Annotated in this window: 16 protein-coding genes; 6 read left to right on the top strand and 10 right to left on the bottom strand. The window is 65.6% G+C overall.

What is annotated here, in order from left to right; all coding sequences use genetic code 11:
- Positions 1-18: 18 nt before the first annotated feature.
- On the bottom strand, positions 19-1,494 hold the full coding sequence (locus B0G62_RS13565) for a sodium:solute symporter family protein (protein ID WP_103704689.1): 1,476 nt from the start codon (positions 1,492-1,494) through the stop codon (positions 19-21).
- Positions 1,491-1,706, bottom strand: coding sequence for a DUF3311 domain-containing protein (locus B0G62_RS13560; RefSeq protein ID WP_103704688.1), 216 nt, complete (start codon positions 1,704-1,706; stop codon positions 1,491-1,493). Before B0G62_RS13560 ends, B0G62_RS13565 begins: the two co-directional genes overlap by 4 nt.
- 313 nt (positions 1,707-2,019) lie before the next feature.
- Here B0G62_RS13560 and B0G62_RS13555 point away from each other — a divergent pair, with 313 nt between their 5' ends.
- Together B0G62_RS13555 and B0G62_RS13550 are read left to right on the top strand one after the other, a co-directional pair.
- Positions 2,020-2,700 carry a MarC family protein gene (locus B0G62_RS13555; protein WP_103704734.1) on the top strand — a complete coding sequence of 227 codons (681 nt, stop codon included), beginning with the start codon at positions 2,020-2,022 and terminating at the stop codon, positions 2,698-2,700.
- 74 nt (positions 2,701-2,774) lie between these two features.
- A complete protein-coding gene (locus B0G62_RS13550) occupies positions 2,775-3,608 on the top strand; it encodes a class II glutamine amidotransferase (RefSeq protein WP_103704687.1) in 834 nt (277 codons plus the stop codon).
- A 19-nt stretch (positions 3,609-3,627) separates the two neighbouring features.
- Here B0G62_RS13550 and B0G62_RS13545 read toward each other — a convergent pair whose 3' ends face one another.
- The 3 genes from B0G62_RS13545 to treF all read right to left on the bottom strand — a co-directional run bounded on the left by B0G62_RS13545 (position 3,628) and on the right by treF (position 8,746).
- Positions 3,628-5,622, bottom strand: a complete 1,995-nt coding sequence (locus tag B0G62_RS13545) for a PAS domain-containing hybrid sensor histidine kinase/response regulator (protein WP_103704686.1) — start codon at positions 5,620-5,622, stop codon at positions 3,628-3,630.
- Between the two features lie 66 nt (positions 5,623-5,688).
- Positions 5,689-6,675 carry a glycosyltransferase family 2 protein gene (locus B0G62_RS13540; protein WP_103704685.1) on the bottom strand — a complete coding sequence of 329 codons (987 nt, stop codon included), beginning with the start codon at positions 6,673-6,675 and terminating at the stop codon, positions 5,689-5,691.
- Between the two features lie 298 nt (positions 6,676-6,973).
- The gene (gene treF, locus B0G62_RS13535; protein ID WP_244193225.1) at positions 6,974-8,746 is read right to left on the bottom strand and encodes an alpha,alpha-trehalase TreF; all 1,773 of its coding nucleotides are present in this window, start codon (positions 8,744-8,746) and stop codon (positions 6,974-6,976) included.
- 232 nt (positions 8,747-8,978) lie between these two features.
- On the opposite strand from treF, the gene B0G62_RS13530 reads away from it, so the two are divergent.
- Positions 8,979-10,151, top strand: coding sequence for a 4-hydroxybenzoate 3-monooxygenase (locus tag B0G62_RS13530; protein ID WP_103704684.1), 1,173 nt, complete (start codon positions 8,979-8,981; stop codon positions 10,149-10,151).
- Positions 10,152-10,225: 74 nt separating this feature from the next.
- On the opposite strand, the gene B0G62_RS13525 is transcribed toward B0G62_RS13530, so the two are convergent.
- The 3 genes from B0G62_RS13525 to B0G62_RS13515 all read right to left on the bottom strand — a co-directional run bounded on the left by B0G62_RS13525 (position 10,226) and on the right by B0G62_RS13515 (position 13,131).
- The gene (locus tag B0G62_RS13525) at positions 10,226-11,722 is read right to left on the bottom strand and encodes a DASS family sodium-coupled anion symporter (RefSeq protein WP_103704683.1); all 1,497 of its coding nucleotides are present in this window, start codon (positions 11,720-11,722) and stop codon (positions 10,226-10,228) included.
- 201 nt (positions 11,723-11,923) lie between these two features.
- Positions 11,924-12,262, bottom strand: coding sequence for a hypothetical protein (locus tag B0G62_RS13520; RefSeq protein WP_103704682.1), 339 nt, complete (start codon positions 12,260-12,262; stop codon positions 11,924-11,926).
- Positions 12,263-12,453: 191 nt separating this feature from the next.
- Entirely contained in the window at positions 12,454-13,131 is a 678-nt protein-coding gene (locus B0G62_RS13515) for a DJ-1/PfpI family protein (protein ID WP_103704681.1), read from the bottom strand.
- 175 nt (positions 13,132-13,306) lie between these two features.
- Here B0G62_RS13515 and pdxR point away from each other — a divergent pair, with 175 nt between their 5' ends.
- The 3 genes from pdxR (at position 13,307) to B0G62_RS13495 (ending at position 16,700) form a co-directional block, all read left to right on the top strand.
- Positions 13,307-14,803: a MocR-like pyridoxine biosynthesis transcription factor PdxR gene (gene pdxR / locus B0G62_RS13510; protein WP_103704680.1), complete on the top strand. Its 1,497-nt coding sequence runs from the start codon at positions 13,307-13,309 to the stop codon at positions 14,801-14,803.
- A gap of 283 nt (positions 14,804-15,086) precedes the next feature.
- Entirely contained in the window at positions 15,087-15,551 is a 465-nt protein-coding gene (locus B0G62_RS13500; RefSeq protein ID WP_103704679.1) for an HU family DNA-binding protein, read from the top strand.
- A 249-nt stretch (positions 15,552-15,800) separates the two neighbouring features.
- The gene (locus B0G62_RS13495; protein ID WP_103704678.1) at positions 15,801-16,700 is read left to right on the top strand and encodes a LysR substrate-binding domain-containing protein; all 900 of its coding nucleotides are present in this window, start codon (positions 15,801-15,803) and stop codon (positions 16,698-16,700) included.
- Between the two features lie 158 nt (positions 16,701-16,858).
- Here B0G62_RS13495 and B0G62_RS13490 read toward each other — a convergent pair whose 3' ends face one another.
- Together B0G62_RS13490 and B0G62_RS13485 are read right to left on the bottom strand one after the other, a co-directional pair.
- On the bottom strand, positions 16,859-18,052 hold the full coding sequence (locus B0G62_RS13490) for a porin (protein ID WP_103704677.1): 1,194 nt from the start codon (positions 18,050-18,052) through the stop codon (positions 16,859-16,861).
- A gap of 354 nt (positions 18,053-18,406) precedes the next feature.
- Positions 18,407-19,801 carry a YihY/virulence factor BrkB family protein gene (locus B0G62_RS13485; protein ID WP_103704732.1) on the bottom strand — a complete coding sequence of 465 codons (1,395 nt, stop codon included), beginning with the start codon at positions 19,799-19,801 and terminating at the stop codon, positions 18,407-18,409.
- Between the last annotated feature and the right edge of the window lie 33 nt (positions 19,802-19,834).

The following is a 19,834-nucleotide window of genomic DNA, read 5'->3' as shown; positions in this document are numbered from 1 at the left end:
CCAGGCACATCACCTCATTCAATGCGCGCCGGCATGTTTATGATCGGCGTGCGTATGCGGCTGGGTCAGCGCGCTCACCGCTGCAAGCACGACGATATTCACGCCCAATGCGAGAAAGCCGATGTTGATGTCCTTGAGCGTATCGGGTGCGAATGGAATCAATTGCGCCACGCTCACATGTGTCACCGTGGTAAGCACGACCACCAGCACACCCGACAAAATTCCGCAAAATGCACCTTGTTTCGTGACGCGATTACGCGCAGACAAGCTGCATACGAGTGCCGGAAACAATTGCGTGACGAAGTTATAACCCATCAGCAAGAGCGCCACGATGGTCTCGCCGCCATTGAGCGTAAAGCCCACCGCGACCAGCGCGATCACCGGCACGAAGAGGCGCGCGAGTTTCGCCACGCGTTCGTCGTCGGCCTGTTTCATCATGGCGCCGCGATACACGTCGTTGGCGATGAGCGTCGAAGCGGTGGTGAGAATCATCGATCCCGGCACGAGCGCGGTGAGCACGCCCGCCGCGCCGATCACGCCCACGAACCACGGATCGAAGGTCTGCAGCGCGAGGCGAAACAGCGAAAGATCGATGTCGCCGCCCTTGAGGCCGGGCACCTTGAGCACCGCCGCAAATCCACAGAAGAACACGAACAGCAGAATCAATTGATAAAGCGGCAGGATCGCGGCATTGCGGCGGAAAATGCGTTCGTCCTTTGCGGTATAGACCGAGCCGAACGTATGCGGCCACATGAAAAAGCCGAGCGCGGTGAGCAGCACGGTCGACTGGAACCACGTCACGCTTTGGCCTTTGGCAGGGAAGGTGAGGAAGCCGGGTTTCGCGGCGTCGATGGCGCGGAACATTTCCCCGAGGCCGCCATAGTGATGAATCGGCAGATAAATGCCCAGAAATACGGCGATGGCGAGAATCATCGTGTCCTTCACGACCGAATTCCACGCACAGCCGCGCACGCCCGAGACGATCACGTAAGCCGTCACCACGGCCGCGCCGATCCAGATCGCCGCCGTCGATGAAATCGCGCCATACGAGGCCGTCGTCACGATGATGCCCAGGCCCTTGAGCTGCAGCACGAGATACGGCACGAGCGCGAGCACGCCCACGCAGGCGACCAGCACGCCCAGCGCGGGACTGTTGTACTTGCGCGAGAAAAAGTGCGGCTGCGACATCAGCCGGTGCTGCTTGGCATAGCGCCACACGGGCGGCAGCATCCAGTAAGAGAGGATGTACGCGAGCGTCGCGTAGGCGAGGATGTAGTAGACCGGCGCGCCCTTGCCGTAGGCGAAGCCGCTGCCGCCGAGGAACGTGAAGGTGGTGTAGATCTCGCCCGCCATCAGCAGGAACACGAAGGCGGTGCCGAAGCTGCGTCCGCCCACGGACCACTGTTCGAGACTCATGTCGTGCCCGCGTCGCGCGCGCATGCCCAGACACAGCGCGACGACCGTGATTGCCGCAATGATGACGAGTGCGCTCATGGTCGCACCTCGCGTTGCGGATCGACGGCGGTGCGGTTGACCGGATCGAGGCGATAAACGATGGCCATGATCGCCGACGTCAGCACGACCCACAGGACGATCCACGCCAGCACCAGCGGCATGCCGAGTATGAGCGGTTCGGTGCGGTTGACGAACGGCACGCCCAGCAGGATGCCGATAAAAGGTAGCGCTGCGAGCAACCTCAGTGACATGGCAACTCCTTTTTGCAAAAGGGGAAACGTCGCGACCGGGTTCGAGCGATTTACTCTATGCCCGCGAACGCGCCCCGTAAAGCCGCCAAAAATCCCGAGGCAGGCTTACGCGCCCGCACGCTACCGATCGCTGCCGATGGATGGTGCGCCGCGTCACGCACAAGCCGATTCCGTGCCTGCGCAGCGCATTCAGAGGGCACGCCGCTGGCCGATCCAGTTACACTTCACGCACCCTGGCGGGATGTGCCTGCACGACGCGCGCGCCGCCGCAGTATTCAATCTCTGCACTAGCCCCGTTTTTCGGATCGACTTCATGATCGAGAGCCTGATTTCAGACATTCTGTTCGGTTTCACCGGACTGATCAGCATCATCAATCCCATCGGCATTGCCTTTGTCTTTCTCGACCGCACGGCGACGCTCACCGACGAGGAGCGGCGCCTGCTCGCCAAGCGCGTGGCCACCAATGCCGGCCTCGTGCTGCTGGTGGCCTTTTTCGTGGGCACGCCGATCCTGCATTTCTTCGGCATTTCGATGGAGGCGCTGCGCATCGGCGGCGGTCTTGCTGTGGCCGTGAGCGGCTGGCAGATGCTCAACGCGCCGGAACCGGAGCCGCCTGCGGCGAGCGATCCGGCGCTCAAGCCGGTCAGTTCGTGGTCGGCGAGCGGCAAGGCTTTCTTTCCGCTGACAGTGCCGCTGACCACCGGTCCCGGATCGATCGCGACGGCCATCGCGCTCAACGCGAACCGCACGCACAAGCTTTCCGCGTGGCTGCTGTCGAGCATCGCCTCGGTGGTGATTTCGCTGCTGGTCATGCTGGTGATCTATTACGTCTACAGCCGCGCCGCGCGTCTCGCGCACTATCTGGGCGTGGAGGGCACGCGCGTCGCCATGCGTGTATCGTCGTTCCTGTTGTTGTGTATCGGTGTGCAGATCATCTTGACCGGCCTGACCGGTTTCCTCACGCCGATTGCCGGACTGCACGCGGCGAATTAAGCGGGGAACCGGGCTGGAAGCCGGGCGCGAAGCCGCACGGCGGCCGCGCGCCAATCTGATCGACGGAGGCAACGATGTGCCGCTGGCTTGCTTACACGGGTAATCCGATTTCGCTCGAAACCGTGCTGTTTCGCGCGCGCCATTCGCTGATCGACCAGAGCCTGCATTCGACGCTCGGCGCCACCACGACCAACGGCGACGGCTTTGGCCTGGGCTGGTATCAGCATCCGCACGATATTCCGTATCGCTATCGCAGCGTTCACCCGGCCTGGAACGACCGCAATCTGCGCGAGCTGGCGCGGGCGGTGCACGCGCCGTTGTTCGTCGCGCACATTCGCGCCGCCACGCATACGCCGGTGCAGGAGACCAACTGCCATCCGTTCCGGCATCGGCGCTGGATGTTCGCGCACAACGGGCTGATCCGCAGTTTTCCGCTTGTGCGGCGCGAATTACTGCTCGCGATCGATCCGGAGCGCTTCAATGCGCTCGAAGGCTCCACCGATTCGGAGGTCATGTTCTATCTGGCGATGACGTTCGGACTCGAACTCGATCCGGTCACGGCGCTCGAGCGCATGGCCGGCTTCGTCGAGGCCACCGCGCAAAAGCACGGCATCGAGCCGGCGCTCAACATGACGGTCTTCGTGAGCGACGGCGAGCAGATCGTGGCCGTGCGCTATTCGAGCGAGCACGACTCGCGCTCGCTCTTTCACAGCACGTCGTTCAAACATTTGCGCGAGCTGTATCCCGACGATCCGCGCATCGCGGCCGTGGGAGAGGATGCCTATCTGCTGGTGTCCGAACCGATCGTCGATCTGCCGGAGGCCTGGGCCGAGGTGCCCGAAGCCACCGCGATCGTGGTGCGCGGCGCGCAGATCGAATACCGTGATTTCAAACCCGTCGCGCCTTGAAGTAGCGCGAACCCCGCCTTTAGCGATGTGAGCCCAGCCACGCCACGCGCGCTGCGCGGCGGGCCGCGGCGCGCGCGAGCACTTCGTCGAACAGCGACACATCGACGGGCTTGACGAGGTGCATTTCGAAGCCCGCGGCGCGCGTGAGTTCGATATCGGCGGCCTGGCCGAAACCCGTCATCGCCGCGAATACCGTATGGGCAAGCGCCTCCAGCGTGCGCAGGTCGCGCAGCGCCGCATAGCCGTCGATCTCGGGCATGGCGATGTCGATGAGCGCGGCGTCGGGCGTGAAGCGCTCGGCCCATTCGCGCGCCTGGGCGGCGCTATAGGCCACGCGCACGTCGTGGCCCTTCAGTTCGAGCAGCATCGCCAGGCTGTCGGCGGAATCGCGGTTGTCGTCCACCACGAGCACGCGCAGCGGCAACGACCCGTCGTGCGTGAGCACAGGCTGGCCGACCGTGCTGATCAGCCCTTCCGTCAGGTCCACCTGCGCCGCGTTGCTGGTGCGCGCGAGCGGCAGGCGGATCGTGAACGTGCTGCCCGCGCCCGGCCCGTCGCTGGCCGCCGAAATGGTGCCGCCGTGCAGCTCGACGAGCGAGCGGCACAGCATCAGGCCGATGCCCAGGCCGTTTTCGCTCGGCCCGGGCATCGAGCGGTCCTGGCTGAAGAGGCCGAAGATCGATTCGAAGGTTTCGGGCCGCAAACCGCGTCCTTCGTCGCGCACCTGGATCAGCACGCCGCGTCCGGCCTCCTGCACTTCGACGGCAATGCGGCTGTGGTCCGGCGAAAACTTGGAGGCGTTGTGCAGCAGGTTCTGCAAGACCTGCACGAGGCGCGTGTGGTCGCCGGTCATCAGTAACCGCGAGGCGGGCACGACGGTTTCCACGCGCTGTCCGCGCGCGGCGGTGAAAGGCTCCACCGCTTCGAGCGCGTCCTTCACCACTTCGCACAGATCGAGCGGCGCCTCGCGCAGTTCGATCTTGCCCGAGGTGATGCGGCCGACGTCGAGCAGGTCGTCCACGAGGCGCGTGAGATGGACGATCTGGCGGTCGATCAGTTCGCGCGCGCGCTCGACTTCGGGACTCTGCGCGCTCATCAGGCGCATCGTGGCGACGGCGTTGCGCACCGGCGCGAGCGGGTTGCGCAGTTCGTGCGCGAGCATGGCGAGGAATTGCTTCATCTGCTCGCTCGAATGTTCGAGTTCGTCGGTGCGGCGGCTCTCGGTCATGTCGCGCGTGACCTTGGCGAAGCCGGTCAGGCGGCCGTGCGCGTCATGAATCGCCGTAAGCGTGACGTTGGCCCAGAACATCGAGCCGTCCTTGCGCACGCGCCAGCCTTCGTGGACGCAGCGGCCCAGATCGGCGGCATGGCGCAGCTCGCGCTCGGGCGCGCCCGCCGCGATGTCGTCGGGCGGGTAAAACACCGAAAAATGCTGGCCGATGATTTCAGCCGGACGGTAGCCCTTGAGATTGGTGGCGCCGCTGTTCCAGCTCACCACGCGGCCCTGCGCGTCGAGCATGAAGATCGCGTAGTCGCTCACGCTTTCAACCAGCAGGCGAAAGCGTTCTTCGGAAAGCCGCAGCGCTTCGACCTGGCGGCGCTCCGCCGTGAGGTCGCGGGTGATCTTGGCAAAGCCCGCGAGCGAGCCGTCCTGTTCGCGCAAGGCGGTGATCACCACGTTGGCCCAGAACATCGAGCCATCTTTGCGCAGACGCCAGCCTTCGTCGTTGAAGCGGCCGTGCAGGGCAGCCTGCTCCAGCTCGTGCTCGGGCCAGCGCCGGGCGTTGGCTTCGTCGGTATAGAAACGGGAAAAGTGCTGGCCGATGATTTCGTGCGCTTCGTAGCCCTTGATACGTGCGGCGCCCCGGTTCCAGCTCACCACATGGCCGCGCGGGTCGAGCAGGAAAATCGCGTAGTCCTCGATGGGCTGCACTAGCGCTTCGAAGCGGCGCCCGCTATGGCCTTCGGCGGACAAGCCGGCAGCGGGTTGCATCGCGGGATCGGACGTGGTCATGGTCCTTTCTAATCGGAAATGAGAGACGGCCGGGCGCTCGCGCGGCGCCGCGTACCGCGCCGCAGCTTACCACGCACGCTGGCCGGCGCGATCGTACTTTTCGGCCATGGCGGGGATGCCGGCGCGCACCAGACGCTCGGCGCGGCGCACCTGGCGGGTCAGCAGCACGACATGCGCCGGCGCGACGCGGCGGCGGCGCAAGGCCCAGAATGCGCCGCGCAACAGCGCGAAACCGGCCGGTCCGAGCGAGCGCTGCCGCGCGAATACGACCAGCGCGCGGCCCGTGGCGGCGAGCGCGTCGCGCATCGGCAGGCGCATCCACGCCACCCACGCCGAGTTGCGCGCGTGCGTGCAGTGCTGCGCGCGTGTGAGCCAGCGGTAGAGCGGCTCGCGGTGCGCGAGCGCCGATTCGCAGTAGACGATCGAATGGCCGGCGGCGAGCACGTCGAGCGCGGCAAGCTCTTCCGCGCCGCCGTGCGAAAGCCGCTCTTCATAGCCGCCGAGCGTGCGGAACACGGCCGTGCGGAACACGCAGGCACCTGCCATGTAGTTCGCGAGCGCGGGGCCGGGCAGGTCGTCGTCGCCGGGCGAGGTGGCGTTGAGCATCAGGCAGGCGGGGTGGATTTCGCGCTCATCGTGGCCGACCACGCGTGCGTTGAGCACGGCCACCTGGCGGTGTTCGTCGAGCCATTGCACCGCATGGGCGAGCGCGCCGGGCGCAAACCAGGTGCTGTCGTCACAGCAGGCCACGTATTCGGTGGGCGCCAGCGCAACGGCGCGGTTGAAGCCCGTCATGCCGCGATCGCCCAGCCCCTGAACGATGCGCACCTGCGGAAACAGCGAAGCTAGCAGGCCGACTGTGGAGTCGGTCGAGCCGTTGTCGGCGACGATCACATAAGGATGCTCGGGCAGAGCGGTGAGGCGCGCGACGGTATCGACAGTCTGGCGCACGTGATTGCGCGTGAGCACCACGACGGTGATGCGGGAACCCGACGGGGGAGTCGGGGCACTGGGGGCGCCGGAGGCGCCAGGAGCGGGAGCGGAGGCGTTCATCGCGGTTCCATCTTCCATCGCGTTGCGGGCGGCGCAAGCCGGCGGCCAGCATGCAGATTGCTCTGCGGAGGTCTTTTCAGGATACGCCGTTGCGGATCGGCTTGCACCCCGCCGGAGCGGCCCTGATCGGCCCGAATCGCTTGCGCTGGCGGGGATTCTGACGGTCTGGCACAAACGATGCTGCATTGCGCAAGCCCCGCGATAGCACTTCATACCGCATCAGGTCGCGCATGCGCCATGCCCAGGAAGCGGAACGGGATCGTGCCGCGCTTCGCCCGCATACCCGGCCAGTGCGGGATCAATGCGCGGGCACCGCCGATTTAGGCACGTTGGACGCGCGGGTGTTTTCCGTGTGCGGATACATCGCGAGCAACACGCGCAGCACGCCATTGGTCCAGCCGAAGCCGTCCTGCAGCGGATATTCGCCGCCGCCCGCCGAGGACGCCTTCGCCGCCGCCGCGCTCACGTCGTACTTCTCGACCAGCTTGTGCGTGCGCTGGTAGTAGACGAGATTCGTCGCGATCCAGCGCGTGGCGATGGTCTGCGCGAGCGCGCTTTCGCCATAACGGCGCAGGCCCGTCACCGCGAGATATTGCAGCGGCGCCCAGCCGTTCGGCTCGTCCCACTGCTGGCCGCTTGCCACCTGCGTGGTCGCGAGGCCGCCTGGGCGCAGCAATCCCGCGCGCACCGCGCCCGCTGTCTGACGGGCCTGTTCGCGCGTCGCCACACCCGCATAGAGCGGATAAACCGTTGCGGCCGTGAGCCGATGCGTGAGCGCGCCGTGCACGAAATCGTAGTCGCTGAAGGCGTGGATCTGCGGGTCCCAGAGCACCCGGCCGATCGCGGCGGCGCGTTGCTGCGCGCGCTGGCTCATCTGCTGCGCCTCGCCTGCGTCGCCGCTCATGCCATAGCCTTTGGCGAGCGCGCGCTCGAGATCGACCAGCAGCGAATTCAGATCGACGGGGACGAGCGACGTGATGTCGATGGTCGCGAGCGTGCGGTTGTCGGCGAACCAGCGCGAGCTGAAATCCCAGCCCGTTTCGCCGCCCGCGCGCAGATTGCGCCAGAGTTCGGGCGCGCCGCGTTGCGGGGCGCTTTGCGCGGTCAGCACGTCTTCGCGATACGACTCGTCGCGCGGCGTGTCGCGCGCGTCCCAGTAGCGGTTGAGCAAGGTGCCGTCCGCGAGACGCACGACATGGCGCGTCGCCTCGCCCGGCTTGAGCGTGTCGGCGCCTGCCATCCAGTAGTCGTATTCCTTGCGCAGTTCGGGCAGATAGCGCACGTAGGTCGCGTCGCCGTCGCGGCGCGCGACGAGCGCCACCATCTGCGCGAAAAACGGCGGCTGCGAACGGCTCAGGTAATAGCTGCGATTGCCGTTCGGAATGTGGCCGTAGCGATCGATCAGGGTAGCGAAATTGTCGAGTTCGTCGCGCGTGAGATCGTGGCGTCCGCTCGCTTCGAGGCCGAGCATGATGAAGTACGAATCCCAGTAGTAAATCTCGTTGAAACGCCCGCCCGGCACGACATACGGTTTGGGCAGCGGCAGCAGCGACGAGTACGGCTGCTGCGTGCTATCCGGATTGCGGCGCAGCACATCCCAGAGCGTGTCGATGTGGCTCACGACGTTTTGATTCGGATCGGAAACATAGTGATCGTCGGTCTGTTTCTGATCGGAAAAATGCTGGGCGACGAACGCGCGCAATGCGCTTTTGCGTGCGTCGGGATCGGCGAAGGCGGCGTTGCGCGAACTCCAGACCTCGTAGTCGGCGACGATTTTCGCGGGCGCTTCGTTGGGCACCATGTCGGCGAACGTTTTGCTGTCGGGGAAGACCTGGGCAAGTTCGACGTCGCGATAGAGCTGGCCGAACAGTTCGGACGGCGGTTTGGGTGCGCTTTGTAAATCCTGCCGAGGGGCGGTGGCGGAGGTGGTGGTTTCGGATGCAGGCGCGGACGCGGCGGTCTGCGCGAACGTCAGCGGCGTCGCGCAGACGAGCGGCAATGTTGCGATCAGGGCGGCGGCGCAGCGGCGGGCGCGGGAGGCGTCTGGATTGAGCATCGGGAATAACGGCATCGGCGTGGCTCGCGGTGATTGTTGGTGGAAGGGCGCTTACCGGCGCGCGACCGTGTCGCCGGCAAAAACGCTGTGGCGCAGCAATTTTCGTTCCGCCCCCGTTGGCGACGATTGAAGCGGCGTCCTCGCACTATCTAAATTCGGCATAGTTCCTATTCTTCATATCGCGTTGCGCGATACCGCGTGCCGAAGCCAAACTTGCGCAAAATCAACTACGCAAACGGAGACACCTATGCGCACCCAGGTTGGCATCATCGGCGCGGGCCCTGCGGGCCTGCTTCTTTCCCATCTTCTTCATCTGCGCGGCATCGACTCGGTCGTGCTCGAAATGCGCGGCCGCGAGCAGATCGAATCGACGATCCGCGCGGGCGTGCTTGAACAAGGCACCATGGATACGCTGACCGAAGCCGGCGTCGGCGCGCGCATGAAGGCCGAAGGCGCGCTGCACCACGGCTTCGAACTGGCGTTCGAAGGCAAGCGCCGCCGCATCGATCTCACCGCGCTCACGGGCAAGGCCATCACGGTCTACGCGCAGCACGAGGTACTCAAGGACCTGGTGGCGGCGCGCGTGGCCGCCGACGGCAAACTGTTCTTCGGCGTGAAGAACACGTCGATTCACGGCATCGACACGGATACGCCCTCGATTCGCTTCGAGCACGAAGGCGAGCAGCACACGCTGCATTGCGACTACGTGATCGGCTGCGACGGCTCGCAGGGCGTCTCGCGCGCGGCCATCCCCGCCGCGCTGCGCCAGGACTACGAGCGCGTGTTCCCGTTCGGCTGGTTCGGCATCCTCGTGGAAGCGCCGCCCTCGTCCGACGAACTGATTTACGCACGCCACGATCGCGGCTTCGCGCTCGTCAGCACGCGCTCGCCCAACGTGCAGCGCATGTATTTCCAGTGCGATCCGAAGGACACCGTCGATAACTGGTCCGACGACCGCATCTGGGCCGAACTGCACGCCCGCGTCGATTCGGAAGAAGGCCATCAGGTGGTCGAAGGCAGGATCTTCCAGAAGAACATCGTCGGCATGCGTAGTTTCGTCTCGACGACGATGCAGCACGGCCGCCTGTTCCTCGCGGGCGACGCGGCGCATATCGTGCCGCCGACGGGCGCAAAGGGCCTCAATCTGGCCGTGGCGGACGTGCGCGTGCTGACCGCGGCGCTGGTGGCGTTCTACACGGAAAACCGCACGGATCTGCTCGACGGTTATAGCGAAACCGCGCTGCGCCGCATCTGGCGCGCCGAGCACTTCTCGTACTGGATGACGCGCATGATGCACCGCCTCGACGACGCCACGCCGTTCGAGCAGCGTTTGCAGGTCGCGGAGCTTGAGCACGTGACCACGTCGCGCGCGGCGGCGATGGCGATGGCCGAAAACTATGTGGGCGCGGTGGCGGTTTAATCCGCTCAGGCGTCATGTAACGCGAAGGGGGCGGCTGGAAGCGCCCCTTTTTCATGGTCTGTCCGGCGCGCCGTTCACACCCAGCCCAGCCAGCGCCACCACGTCGCCGCGAACAACAGCAGCAATAGATAGCCGATCACGCTCAGCACGAGGCCGACGCGCGCGAACTGCCTGGCGGTGAAGGTATCGGTGGCGAGGCACACCATGTTCTGCGGCGCGTTGATCGGCAGGATGAAGCCGAAGCTCATCGTGAACCCGAGCAGCATGGCGATTCCCAGGCGATTGAAGTCGCCCGACATCGACTGCAGCACCGCGATCAGGATCGGCAGCATGGCCGAAGTCAGCGCCGTGGCGCTCGCGAACCCGAGGTGGATCACGACCAGAAACGCGGCCAGAATCGCAAACGCCATGAACGGCCCGGCCGTATCCAGCCCGGTGTGATGCGCGACGAGGTCGCCTAGCCATTGGCCCGCCTTCGTCGTCAGCAGCGCGGTGCCGAGGCTGATGCCCACGCCGAATACGATGACCGTGCCCCACGGAATGCGGCTTTGCACCGTCTTCCAGTCCATCACGCCGAAGCGCGGCAGAAGCAGCAGCACGAGACCCACGTAGGTGACCGAGGTGGTGTCGAAGGGGTGCAGCTTGCCTTCGGTGGCCCAGAAACACAGCAGGCCGATGGAGACGCCCAGCAGACGCTTTTGCGGGCCTGTCATGGGCCCGAGTTCGCGCAGCGACCGTTCGACGGCTTCCTTGCCGCCCGCGATGGCGTCGGTTTCGGGCGGCAGCATCTTGAGCACCAGCACGAACAGCACCGCCGACATCACCAGCGCCCACGGCGCGCCCGCGATCAGCCAGTCGAGCCACGTCACGCGCGCACCCAGCATCTTGTCCATGAAGCCCACGGTCAGCAGATTCTGCGCGGCGGCGGTCTGGATGCCGACGTTCCAGATGCTGGTCGCCTCCGCCACCACGATCATGATGTCGGCCGCGATATTCGAGCGCTTGTCCACGCCGAACGCCGAGATCACGCCGACCATGATCGGCACCACGCAGGCGCTGCGCGCGGTGGCGCTCGGCACCACGAGCGAGAGCACGATGGTCACCGCGATCGCGCCGATCAGGATGCGCCGCGTGGTGGTGCCGATCAGCGAGAGCGTGACGAGCGCGATGCGCTTGTCGAGGCCGGTAACGGTCATCGCCGCCGAGATGAAGAGCGCGCCCGCCACCAGCGCAAGCGCGGAATTCGAGAAGCCCGCGAGCGCCATGCTGATTGCCCGGGACGTGCCGTACAGCTGCGAGGGATCGTCGATGGTGGGTGCGGTGCCCACGAGAAACGCCATCAGCGACGTGATGATGATGGCGCTCGCTTCGTAGGAGACGGCTTCGGTGAGCCACACGACCACGGCGAAGGCGAGGATCGCCAGCATGCGCTGACCGGCCACGGGCAGGCTCGCCGGCAGCGGCAGCAGCAACACGACGACGAGCGCGATCGCGCCCGCGATCAGGCCGATCGGCAGCCCGGTTTTTTTCTGCGCCTGTGCGGCGCTTGCCTCCGGTTTCATTGCGTTCATGCGTTGCGCTCCATGTGGACCGGCACGTCGCGCATCGTCCCATAACGGACTGGGGTGTGCGTCGTAGGTGCTCTGTAATGGGGCGAGACGGTGGAAACGCGAAAAGCGGGAGCGGCGGAGGGAGGCGCTGCGAAGGATCGTTGGCAGGACCGGCAGCGCCGGTCCTCGTGCTACGTCGGCAAAAACGAAACGACTGCGAACTTACTGGCTTGCGCCCTGGGCTGCAGCGGCTTTCTTTTGTGCGTCCTGGAGGTTCTGCGGGTAATTCGGGTCGTTGTTCGCGGGCTTGTAGCCGGCGTCTTCGAGCTTCTTCAGTTCCGCGTTGTTCTTGGCGCGGGCGGCCTTTCGTTCGGCCTTGCGCTGCGCGCGCGCCTGCTTCTTCGCGGCGGCCTTCTGTTCCTTCGTGAGCGGCGCCGATGCCGTGGCCGGTGCCGTGGCGGCGGGCGCGCTGGCGTCCTGGGCGAACACGGGAGCGGCGGTGCCGAGCAGGAATGCGGCGGTGGCCGCGGCGAGAGTCAGCTTGCTGGTGGTGGAACGCATTGATACCCCTCTTGGTTGGTGTGTGCTGCTGGATTCAGGGTGGGTGATGCAGGCAAGGCGAGAAGCCGTACAAAAGCGGCGCGGTCCGAAACGCCGCAGATTTGCCGGATGCCGCACCCCGGGGTCAATGTATACGATCCTTGTAAAAGACGGTAGCAAGTGCCGACCCTAATCGGCAGCGGGCCTGTTTTTCAGTGCTTTTGCGCCACGCGCCCGACAATGAGCGAGCGTTGCGCCAGCGTCGCCGCGTTCTGCTGGCGCACGCGCTCGACCACGGCGGCCGGTGCGCTTTGCGGGCTGCCCGCGTCGAAAGGCGGCGCGGGCGCATATTCGAGTTCGAGCTGGAGCGCCTGCGCGGCTTCGGCGCCGATCAGTTCCGCTGCGAGCGTCAGCGCGAAATCGATGCCCGCCGTGATGCCGCCGCCGGTGATCAGCGAGCCGTCGCGCACGACGCGTTCTTTCACGGCAATGGCGCCGAACGGTTCGAGCAGCGAGTGGAAGGCCCAGTGCGTCGTGGCGCGGCGCGAGCGCAGCAGGCCCGCGGCGCCCAGCACGAGCGAGCCGGTGCAGACGGACGTCACGTAGCGCGCGTTTTGCGCCTGGCGTTGCACGAACGCGAGCGTGTCGTCGTCTTCGAGCAGCGCGGCCACGCCGCTGCCGCCCGGCACGCAGAGCACGTCGAGCGGCGGGCAATCGTCGAATACGGTATCGGGCGTGAGCAGCATACCGGTCGCCGACATGAGCGGTTCGCGCGTCTTCCAGACGAGCCGCACGGTCGTATCCGGCATCGAAGCCAACACGTCGTAGGGGCCGCAAAGGTCGAGCGGCTGAACTTGAGGGAAAAGCAGAAAGCCGATCTGGAGCGTCATGGTCAGTGCCTCGAAGTGACGGGAAGAGGGTTGCGGGCGCCAGCCCGCTCACCGTCACTCTACGTACGCGCTGGCACGCCCGAGCGCCAAAAAACGCGCAAAAGCTGCCAGCGCCCCGTATCTTTGTGCCAGCATCCTGCCAGGCGTCACGAACCGAACAACCCGTCATCTCCACATGGATCTTCATGTCACCGTATCCGGCCAGCGCGACCTCGCCGGACAGATCTACCGGCAACTGCGCGAACGCATCGTCGAGGGGCGGCTGGCGGGCGGCACGCGGTTGCCGTCCACGCGCGACCTCGCCGGGCAACTCGGCGTCTCGCGCAAGACCACGCTCGACGTGTTCGAACGGCTGCTTGCCGAAGGCTATCTGATCGCGCGGCGCGGCTCGGGCACCTTCGTCGCCGACACGCTGGAGCGCTTGCCCGCGCGTGCGCCGGGACATCCGAATGCGCAGATCCGCGCGGCCGAGGCAAGCAGTCGCGAACTGCCAGACGAGCGCCAAACATACGAACCGCGCGACGCCAACGCGCGGCCATGGTGGCAGACGCAGCCCGAAGCGCTCGCGATGCCGCGTCCCGATCCGCGTCTCGCCTGCGATTTCGCGGGCGGCGTAACGGACAAATCGCGCTTTCCGTTCGACGTCTGGCGCCGCTGCATCACCGACGCGCTACGCGTCCAGGCGCGCGGCCAGGGCGCGTATCGCGATCCGGCGGGCGAGGAGAAGCTGCGCCTGGCGATATCGCGCTACCTCGCCTTCAACCGCGCCGTCGCGAGCAACTGGGACGACGTGATCGTGACGCAGGGCGCGCAGCAGGCGCTCGCGCTGCTCGCGCGCGTGCTGTTGCGGCCGGGCGACACGATCGCCGTCGAAGATCCCGGCTATCCGCCCGCGCGCGAAGCGTTCGCGTCGCTGGGCGCGAAGGTCGTGCCGGTGCCCGTCGACGCCGACGGTCTGATCGTCGCGAAGCTGCCGAAGTCCGCGCGCGTCGTCTATGTGACGCCTTCGCATCAGTTTCCGCTGGGCATGCCGATGAGCCTCGCGCGGCGCGTGGCGCTGCTCGAATGGGCCCAGACGCACGGCGCGCTCGTGATCGAAGACGACTACGACTGCGAGTTCCGCTTTGAAGGACGTTCGCTCGAACCGCTCAAGAGCCTCGATAACGCCGGTCTCGTGGCCTACGTCGGCACCTTTTCGAAGACCATCTTCCCCGAGTTGCGCGTGGGTTACATGGTGCCGCCCGCCGCGCTCAAGGGCGCGCTCATGCGCGCGCGGCAGACGGCGGATTGCCACGGCTGCGTGCTGACGCAGACGGCGCTGGCCAATTTCATGCTCAACGGCCACTTCGCGCGGCACCTGCGGCGCATGCACCAGACCTATGGCGCGCGGCGCGAGATGCTGCTTGCGCATCTGCGCGGCCCGCTTTCTGCATGGCTCGATCCAGTGATGCCGAACACGGCGGGCCTGCATCTGGCCGCGCGTCTCGTCGCGGGCGCGGACGAATCCGCGCTGCTGGCGGCGGCGCGCGCGGCGTCGGTCGGCCTGCATGCGCTCGCGCCGTTTCATCTGAATGCGCCGCTGCAACAAGGCTTTCTGTTTGGCTACGGCGCGGTCGAGGTCGAACAGATCGACGCCGCGCTGACCTCGCTCGCCGCGCATCTCGCGACGTAGCGAGGCGCGTCCGAACGCGAAAAACGCCATACGTGTGGCGTTTTCGCAGCGGCGCAGACGTGTCGCGGTGACATGGTCGGCATCTCCACGGATGATGCCAGGGCACGTTTACCCCTGTAAACAGGCGTCAAAATGCGTTCTGGAGTCGGCTTCGAACAAAAAATTTGCATCGGCGACGCAAAAGAATGACGCAAAACGCTTGCACGCTTGTAGAATCCGCCGATGAAGCATTTGCATCCCGCTGTGCTTCGTCGATTCACTGACCAACACTGGTAGGAGAAACATGCCGACTTCCGCAAAGAAAGTGGCTGCCAAAAAGGCTGCTGCCCCGGCCAAGAAGGTTGCCGCAAAGAAAGCAGCGCCCGCCAAGACGGCTGCCGCCAAGACCCCCGCAGCTAAGAAGGTCGCCGTGAAGGCGTCCGGCGCTCCGTCGCCGATCAAGGACACCTTCACGAAGGCCTCGCTGGCTGCTCACGTCGCTGAGCGCGCCGGTGTCGAGCCGAAGGCAACGAAGGCAGTGCTCGCCGCACTGGAAGACACGATCCTGGGTTCGGTCCACAAGAAGGGCGCTGGCGAATTCACGCTGTCGGGCCTTCTGAAGATCGTCGTTCAGGCTGTGCCGGCGAAGAAGAAGCGCTTCGGCAAGGACCCGTTCACGGGTGCAGAGCGCTGGTTCCCGGCCAAGCCGGCTAGCGTTCGCGTCAAGGCACGCGCGCTGAAGAAGCTGAAGGACGCAGCAGCAGGCTAAGCGCCTCTCGCCGTGGCTTTTCGGTCACGGCTTGCGTCAGTACCCAAAGAATCCCCGTTGGCTTTGTGCCCGCGGGGATTTTTATTTGCCCGCCAAATGTGTCGTGGGGCGTATGCTGCAGATTTCATGCTCAAATATTATGGTTCAAATTCTTGTAATATCCGGCGATAAATAACGAAGATCTGACAGATAAAATTTTCATCTGATATTGCATGGACGGATTTATCCAAGGAGCTATGTCCTTATATTATGGCTGACTCTGAGTTGAGCATTCGCCAGGTCGAGGCGTTTCGCGCCTTGATGCAGGTGCGCACGGTCACGCGCGCCGCACATACGCTTGGCGTATCGCAACCCGCGGTAAGCCGTTTGCTGGCCGACTTCGAGTCGAGTGTCGGCTTCGCGCTGTTCGAGCGCAGGCAAGGTCGTCTATGGCCGACGGCCCAGGCGCACGCGCTGCTTGCGGAAGTGGAACGCGCATTCAGCGGCTTCGATCGTGTCGTGCAGGCGGCCGCGCAGATACGCGAGCAACGGCGCGGCGCGATCTGCGTCGCGGCGACGCCGGAGTTTGCCGCGGATTTTCTGCCGCGCGTGGCGGCGGCATTTGCGCACGAGCATGAGGGCGTGGACGTGGCGCTGCTCACGCTCGAACCGGCGCTGGCGCTCGAACGTGTCGCCGCGCGGCGCTGCGATCTGGCCATCGTGAACGAGGCTGCGCCGCTGCCGGGCGTGCGGCTCGAACGTCTGGGTCAATGGCCGATGCGCGGCATCGTGCCGCGCGGGCATCGGCTCGCGCGCAAGCGCGTGTTGGGCGCGGCGGATTGCGAGGGCGAGGCGTTCGTCTCGTTTGCGCCGGGCACGCCCGCGCGTCTGCGGATCGATCGCTTGTTTGCCGAATGCGCGGTGACGCGTGCAAGCGGCGTCGAGGCGGATCTCGCCCAGGCAGTCGTCACGCTCGTGGAAGCGGGGATGGGGATTGCGCTCGTCGATCCGGTGACGGCTGCGGCGCTGGGAACGCGCGTCGCCGTGAAGCGTTTCGAGCCGGCGCTGGAGGTGCCCGTGAACGTCGCGCGCGCCGCGCAGCACGAAGCGTCGCCGCTGGCCGATGCTTTCGCTCGATATGCGGCGGCGGCGCTCGCGCGGCTCAGGTGAGCCAACCCGACCCAAGCCAACCCGGTCGGCAGAACGCGCGGCCATGAAAAAACCAGCCCTGGCTCGCGCCGAAGGCTGGTTTGGGTGCAGCGCGTGATTTCTAGCTAGCTGCGTGGTCTCGTCGCGTGGCCGGGCTTGCGCCCGGCTCATGCCGTCGATCAGAACTTGTGGCGGATGCCCAGGCTGACCAGCTCTTGCGAGTTCGATGCCGAGTTGATGCCGTACGAACCGATCGATGCGCCGGCGTTCACGCCCGGCTCGCCCGGCTGCGTGCCGCTGGCGTGCTGGTAAGCCGCCACGGCGTACAGGTCGGTGCGCTTCGACAGGTTGTAGTCCGCACCGAGCGAAACCTGGTGGTACGTGCTCGACGTCTCGCCTGCGGCGTGCGTGTAGATGTAGCCGAGGCCCAGCAGCAGAGCCGGATTCACCTGATAGCCAAGGAAGCCGCCGCCGACGTTGAAGCGCTCGGTCGACGCGAATGCCGAGAAGCCGTCCGGCTTGAACTGCACGTTGCTGTAACGGATGGCGAACGTGAACGGACCTGCGACGTATTGGGTAGCGATCGATGCGATGCCAACCGACTTCGCCGAAGCGAGGCTGCTGGTAATCACGCTGCCGTCGTAGAACACGTTATCCGACGTCGCGCCTGCCGCCCAGCCGCCATTCGTCGCTGCCAGGCGGTCTGCCGGGCTCGACGAGTTGTCCATGCGGAAGTAGCCGGCAGCGGCGTTGAACGAGCCGATGCCATACGTTGCAGCCGCACCCCAGCTTTGACCCGAACCGGTTGCGCCAGCGACGCCGCCCAGTGCGTACATGCCTTCGAACTGGAAGCCGTCCAGCACCGGCGACACGTACTTGACTGCGTTGTTGGTGCGCGAGCTGTTGTCGTTGTTGTCGACGTCACCCGGCGTGGCGAACTGGCTGCCGAAGTAGTTGTCGCCCGTCAGCGGCTGAACCATGTCGACCAGCGGGTCGTACTGGCGGCCCAGCGTCACGGTACCGTATTGATCGTGCGTCAGGCCGACGTATGCCTGGCGGCCGAAAATCTCGGTGTTCGCGTTAAATGCAGAGAACTTGCCATTGTTGATGTTGAAGCCGCTTTCCAACTGGAAAATCGCCTTCAGACCGCCGCCCAGATCTTCCGTGCCTTTCACGCCCCAGCGGTTGCCCGACAGGTTGCCGCCTGCCAGACCGACCAGGTTCTTGTTGTTGCCGTTGGCGTCCGTCGTGTTGTGTGTCCACTGGATCGATTCATCGATCACGCCGTACAGGGTGACGCTGCTCTGTGCATGTGCCACGCCGGTAACGGCCAGCAGGGCCAGCGAGAGGGTCGAGAGTGCGACTCGTTTCATCCAGAATTCTCCACGCAGATGTTTGATTTAGTTGTTGCTGTTGCGCAATGGAGAATAACGCAGGGGTGCAAATGTGCCGAACTGAAAAAAAATCAGTGTCGCAAAAAGCTGACACACCTAGGTAAGGCCTTGAAATACGGGAGATTTGGCGATTCTTTCTGTTACTGGAATATCGGATTGCTGACTCTGCATTATTGTCGTTTTCGCTACAAGTCGCGAAAGGTGCAACTCCGATTGGCAAGGTGTACGGGGAAACAAGGTGCAACCAGGGATGTGCCCTGGTTGCGCTTCAAAAGGGTTGGCGTGCTCTATATGGAAAGAAGCGGTACGGATTGGCGCAAACGCGAGAATCGCTCAGGATTTTTTGCGCGCGCTGGCGTGACGGCGGCTGGTGGCGGCGGTCACGGCGATGGCGGCGCTGGCGACAATCAGGACCGAACTCCACGGGTGCCGCTTGACATAGCGGTCGGCGGCGGCCACGGTGCGCCCCGCGTGCACGAGCGTGAGCGCGGCGGCATAGGTGGCGCTGTCCTCCATGCGCACGACCGAGCGGCGGATCTGCAGCCCGCCGTTGCCGCGCCGCGCGAAGGCGCCGCCCGTCGCGCGCGCCTGGCCGATGGCGCGCAGAGGGGCGTTGGCGTCGTCCACCGCCATATCGGCGCCGGTGGCTTCGGCGACGGCCGCCGCGTAGGGCGGCAGCGTGCCGTGGCTCAGACCGCTTTGCGCTTCAGCGGCGGTGACGGGCGCAGCCGCGGCGGCCTTCGGCGCGCTCACGGCGGCTTCGCGTAGCGGAGCGATCGTCGAGGCGGCCAGCACGGAGGCCAGCTTGGCGCGGCTGCCGGGCGGCGGCTCGTCGAGGAAACCCCACGTGCCGCGCGGATCGTGCAGGCGCCCGCGCGCGGCGGAGAATTCCGCGCCCAGCAGCAGCACCGCCGCCGAGAAGTACAGCCACATCAGCAAGACCGCGAGCGAACCCGCCGCGCCGAACGCCGTCGCCATGCCCGCATGGGCGAGATAGAGCGCGAACAGCTTCTTGCCCACCGAGAACAGCACGGCGGCGACGATCCCGCCCACCATCGCGTCGCGCCATAGCACCAGCGCATCGGGCAGAAAGCGCAGCAGCGCCGCGAACGCGACCGCGAGCACCAGCAGCCCCGCCGCGAACTGCACGACGTTGCCGATAAACAGATAAGTGGAAGCGCCCCAGAGCCATTGCCCGACGAAGGTGATGGCGGCGTCCAGCACGAGCGAAACGATCAGGAGAAAGGCGACGCCCAGCACGAGGCCGAACGAGATCAGCCGCACCCGCACCAGCGCGATCACCGAGGAAGCACGCGGGCCTTCCGGCGGCCATACCAGATTGAGCGCGGAATTGAGCGAGGAGAACGTTGCGGATGCTCCGACCACCAGCAGCACCAGCGAGATTGCGGCGGCCAGCCCGCCCGCGCCGCCCGCGCGATGGGCGTTCTGGACGATCGTGGTGATGCCGGCGGCGGCGTCGTTACCGAGCACGTTATGCACCTGCCGGAACAGCTCGCCGCGCGCGGCGTCGGCGCCGAAGAACCAGCCGGCCACGGCAATCACCATGACCAGCGTGGGCGCAAGCGAAAACGCCGAATAAAAGGCGATGCTCGCGGCCAGCGACGGACAGCGGTCGGCGATGAATTGCCTGCACGCGTCCATCACCCAGGAAACTTCCTTGCGCGCGGCCGATTCGAGCCGCCGGGATGAAATCGTCGTCATGTTTATGCGTCCGGCGTTCAAGCGTGTTCGAGCGTGTTC

The organism is Paraburkholderia eburnea, from assembly GCF_002917095.1.
Taxonomy (GTDB): Bacteria; Pseudomonadota; Gammaproteobacteria; order Burkholderiales; family Burkholderiaceae; genus Paraburkholderia; species Paraburkholderia eburnea.
This window is presented reverse-complemented; position numbering and strand designations above follow the sequence as displayed.